Annotated in this window: 6 protein-coding genes; 4 read left to right on the plus strand and 2 right to left on the minus strand. The window is 67.5% G+C overall.

Annotated elements, in window-relative coordinates:
* Window positions 1-36: 36 nt before the first annotated feature.
* The 4 genes from AC1D15_RS20045 (at window position 37) to AC1D15_RS20060 (ending at window position 3,341) form a co-directional block, all read left to right on the plus strand.
* Entirely contained in the window at window positions 37-1,542 is a 1,506-nt protein-coding gene (locus tag AC1D15_RS20045; protein ID WP_477827355.1) for a DEAD/DEAH box helicase, read from the plus strand.
* Window positions 1,543-1,717: 175 nt separating this feature from the next.
* Window positions 1,718-2,212 carry a hypothetical protein gene (locus AC1D15_RS20050; RefSeq protein WP_047500464.1) on the plus strand — a complete coding sequence of 165 codons (495 nt, stop codon included), beginning with the start codon at window positions 1,718-1,720 and terminating at the stop codon, window positions 2,210-2,212.
* Between the two features lie 129 nt (window positions 2,213-2,341).
* The gene (locus AC1D15_RS20055; protein WP_465111041.1) at window positions 2,342-2,929 is read left to right on the plus strand and encodes a nucleotidyltransferase domain-containing protein; all 588 of its coding nucleotides are present in this window, start codon (window positions 2,342-2,344) and stop codon (window positions 2,927-2,929) included.
* Window positions 2,913-3,341: a hypothetical protein gene (locus AC1D15_RS20060; RefSeq protein WP_465111040.1), complete on the plus strand. Its 429-nt coding sequence runs from the start codon at window positions 2,913-2,915 to the stop codon at window positions 3,339-3,341. Before AC1D15_RS20055 ends, AC1D15_RS20060 begins: the two co-directional genes overlap by 17 nt.
* 78 nt (window positions 3,342-3,419) lie before the next feature.
* Here the strand turns inward: AC1D15_RS20060 and AC1D15_RS20065 are convergent, their stop codons facing one another.
* Together AC1D15_RS20065 and AC1D15_RS20070 are read right to left on the minus strand one after the other, a co-directional pair.
* Window positions 3,420-3,608, minus strand: a complete 189-nt coding sequence (locus tag AC1D15_RS20065; protein ID WP_465111039.1) for a hypothetical protein — start codon at window positions 3,606-3,608, stop codon at window positions 3,420-3,422.
* A gap of 77 nt (window positions 3,609-3,685) precedes the next feature.
* The coding region (locus AC1D15_RS20070; RefSeq protein ID WP_477827356.1) for a CoA transferase at window positions 3,686-4,249 on the minus strand (564 nt) is incomplete at its 5' end.

The raw sequence follows: 4,249 nt of genomic DNA on the forward strand, positions 1-4,249 counted from the left end.
GTACTCGGCGACGGGCCGATCTCCTGATGGATCCCCATGTCTTTTGACACCCTCGGCCTGTCCGAGCCCCTGCTGCGTGCCGTTCACGAACAGGGCTACACCGTTCCCACTCCCATCCAGGCACAGGCCATCCCGGCCGTGCTGTCCGGCGGCGACCTGCTCGCCGGCGCCCAGACCGGCACCGGCAAGACCGCCGGCTTCACGCTGCCGATGCTGCAGCGCCTGTCGGCCAAGCCGGCGGTGCGCGACGCACGCGGCAAGCTGCCGATCCGCGCCCTGATCCTGACCCCCACGCGCGAACTCGCGGCGCAGGTCGAAGAGAGCGTGCGCACCTACGGCAAATACCTGCAACTCACCTCGATGGTGATGTTCGGCGGCGTCGGCATGCAGCCGCAGATCGACCGCCTGCGCAAGGGCGTCGACATCCTGGTGGCCACGCCCGGCCGCCTGCTCGACCACCACCAGCAGCGCACGCTCGACCTGAGCCACGTCGAGATCTTCGTGCTCGACGAAGCCGATCGCATGCTCGACATGGGCTTCATCCACGACATCAAGAAGGTGCTGGCCATCGTGCCGGCGCAGAAGCWGAGCCTGCTGTTCTCGGCCACCTTCAGCGACGAGATCAAGACGCTCGCCGACCGCCTGCTGAACAAGCCGGCGCTGATCGAGGTGGCGCGCCGCAACCAGACCAACGACGCGATCGCGCAGAAGGTGCACCCGGTCGGCCGCGAGATGAAGAAGGAGCTGCTGACGCACCTGATCAAGTCGAACGACTGGAACCAGGTGCTGGTCTTCACGCGCATGAAGCACGGTGCGAACCGGCTGGTCGAGCACCTGCTGAAGCAGGACATCAGCGCGATGGCGATCCACGGCAACAAGAGCCAGAGCGCGCGCACCAAGGCGCTGGCCGACTTCAAGACCGGCGACCTGCAGGTGCTGGTGGCGACCGACATCGCAGCGCGCGGCATCGACATCGACCAGCTGCCGCACGTCGTCAACTTCGAGCTGCCGAACGTGCCCGAGGACTACGTGCACCGCATCGGCCGCACCGGCCGCGCGGGTGCGCAGGGCGAGGCGGTGTCGCTGGTGTGCGTCGACGAGAACGGCTTCCTGCGCGACATCGAGAAGCTGATCAAGCGCGAGATCCCGAAGGAGAACGTGCCGGGCTTCGAGCCGAGTGCCAATGAGCGCCCCGAGCCGATCGTGCTCGGCCGCATGGTGATCGGCGAAGGCGCCGGCCGCGGTGGCCATCGGCATGCCGGTGGTGGCGGTGGTGGTGGCCGTGGTGCGGGTGGTGGCGGTGGCCACGGCGGTGGCGGCGGCCGCGGGCGCGACAGCCGCGGCGGTGGTGGATCGGCCCCCGCGCGATCCGGCGCTGGCGGTGGTAGCAACGGTGGCGGCCAGGGCCGCACCGGTGGCGGCCAGGCACCCGCTCCGTCGGCCGCGCGTCCGAGCGGCCCGCGTCCGCAGCAGCCGGGCAATGGTCCGCGCCGCGAAGGCGGCGCCAAGCCGGCCCCGCGTCTGACCCAGCCCAAACGCTGAAGTCTCGGCTGTCTGTCAGTTGCCGAGGGAGTCGGCACTCACAGACAGCCTGATTTGTATCCAGTTGTTCGGCGAGTGGCGGGCTGCGCCTGCAAGCTGACGCGTCTGGATACATCTCGAGCCGTCATGGGGCGTACCGTCGACGCCCGCCCATTCGACTCGAGAGACACACCCCATGGACAGCACCTGGCATACGGCCTGGCAAGGGCCGGACATCGTCGTTTTTCATGACGATGCCGAAGTCGACCGCTTCAAGGCCGCCGACGTTCAGCGCGTGATCTTCGTGCAGCACGGCAGCGGCGAACACCTGGGCGACCTGTCGTACTCGGTGGTGGAGCTCCCCGATGAATTCCTGCTGCTGCCGGCGAACACCGGTTTTGCCGGACGCGTGCATTTCGAGCGGCTGGCCTTCTGGGCCGACAAGCGCTGCGTCTACTGGGGCCATGAATCGCACGCACCGTTGCCCGGCCGGCTGCGCCGCGGGCTGCGCCTGCTGAAGCCATCGCTGCCGGTGTTCGGCCGCGTGCCCCGTGCCGAGCTGAGCGACACGATTGCTCGCTGGACGCTGACCGGGCCGCAGACCTGGGACGAGCGCAAGTGGCAACGCATCGCGTCGAGCCGGCCGTTTGCGACCGCGGTGGAGGCGGCGAAGCCGCGGCTGAGGGCCTGATCGCCGGTACTTGAGGCGCCCCTGGCTTCGACTCACGTCGTGAGTCGAATCGAAAGAATGTTGTACATTCGACATCAAATGTTGTTGAATGACCAACATGCAAAGCAGTGAAGCACGGGACACCGGTGCATGAACACCGAGCTCATGTCCGAACTCCTCGGAGGCGCCGGTCGCTACAAGGCATTGCGCTGTCTTTTCGAGCATCCCGACAAGGGCTACGGGCCCCGTGAACTGGCCGCCGAGACCGGGGTGGACCCAGGCAATCTCTCGCGCTGGCTTCGCCGTTGGGCCGACATCGGCCTGCTGGAACGGCGCACGGGAATCCGGCAGACGCTCTACGCCGCCTCGATGAGCCCGGCACTCGCGCCATTGCGCGCGCTGCTCCAGCAGGACAACGAGGTCGTCCGCGTGCTTCGCGAACGCCTGGCTGAACTCGACGCCCCGGTCAGCGCCGCAGCCGTGTTCGGTTCCACGGCTCGAGGCGAAGCCCAGGCGGGCAGCGACATCGACCTGCTGCTCGTGACCGATGCCTCCCGCCTGCAGGCCCAGGCTCATTTCAAGGCGGCAGGCCGCACGCTCGGACGCGCGGTCAACGTGGTGACCTTCACAGCGAACCAATGGGCCGAAGCGAAACGATCGGGAGACGAGTTCGTCGCAGAAGTCTTGCGCAACCCCGTCATCACACTCCAGGGAGAGTTGAATGCTGCGCAAGGCTGAGGACTTCTACAACGAGGGAAGCAAGGTGTTCCACAGGGCGCCTGTGAACCGCACCTCCATCCAAGGCTGGATCGGAATCAGCAAAGGCAAGATTGCCGACGCCCAGCGCCAGGAGAATTCAACGACAACCCGCCTGGGGGCCGCCTACGACGCCATCCTCAATCTCAGCCTGGCCATCCTGTCCTCGCGCGGCTGGCGTGCCGGCGGTGCGGAGGGGCACCACGTGCAGACGCTCGAAGCAGCATGCGCATACGCCGGTGTGACCCAAGCTGTCTTCGACCAGCTCGATGCCATTCGCGACCTGCGCAACAACCAGTACCAGGGCATCGAGCCCAGCGAGACCGATGTAAAGCTTGCGTTGTCAGTGCTGGAGCGCCTGGTGCCTCAGTTGCTGCACCTGCTGTCCTCCTAAGACCCGCCCACAAAAAACCCGGCCTGAGCCGGGTTCCTTGTGCCTTTGGGCGCTGACGCCCGGAAAGCTGCCTGGATCTCAGGCGGCCTTCTTTTCAGCCTTCTTCTTGGCGGCCTTCTTGGCCGGCTTCTTGGCGGCCTTCTTGTCGGCAGCGGCCGGAGCCGCTTCCTTGGCAGCCGGGGCTGCAGCGGCCGGGGCCGAAGCAGCTTGGGCGAATGCGCCCAGCGAGAAGGTGGCGGCGATCAGCGCGGCGATGAGTTTGGTCATGGGGGGCTCCTTTGCAAAGGTCGAGCAACACGCTCGGGAGGCACAACGGCGGCTCGAGCACGCTCGTTGACGAAACCTCAGCGTTTATTTACGAACAGCGCATGAGCGTGACATTCGTCAAGCCGCAGCACCGGTGTGACGCAGCCATCGACCGGTTCCAGCAACGCCCACCAGTCGGACAAGGTTCGGGTTAACACCAGGGCCGCCAGCGCATCGCGCAAGGCCAGCGACTCGGTGCTGCCGACCTGCAGCCCGAGCGACCAATGCCGGTCCGACCACTCAGGCCGCCCGAGCGCCACGCACAAGCGCTGCCAGAACGGCAGCTCCAGCGCGCCGATTGCGAGGTGGCGGCCGTCGGCGGTGCGGTAGACGCCGTAGCACGGCGCACCGCCGGACAGCAGGTCGCGGCCCGGCACCGGCGCCCGGCCGGTCTGTGCGACCACCACGTCGGCCAGCACCTGGTGGCGGCGCACTTCATGGGTCATCGAGATGTCGACATGGCGCCCGGCGCCGCTGCGCTGCACCGCGAGCAAGGCGGCGAGGATGCCCGCCACCGCGGCCTGCGTGCCGCCCATCAGGTCGCCGATCTGGAAGTTGGGAGCGACCGGCTCGCCGTCGGGCCCGGCGAGCTGGTGCAGCAC

Source organism: Rhizobacter sp. P2_H2 (assembly GCF_056403375.1).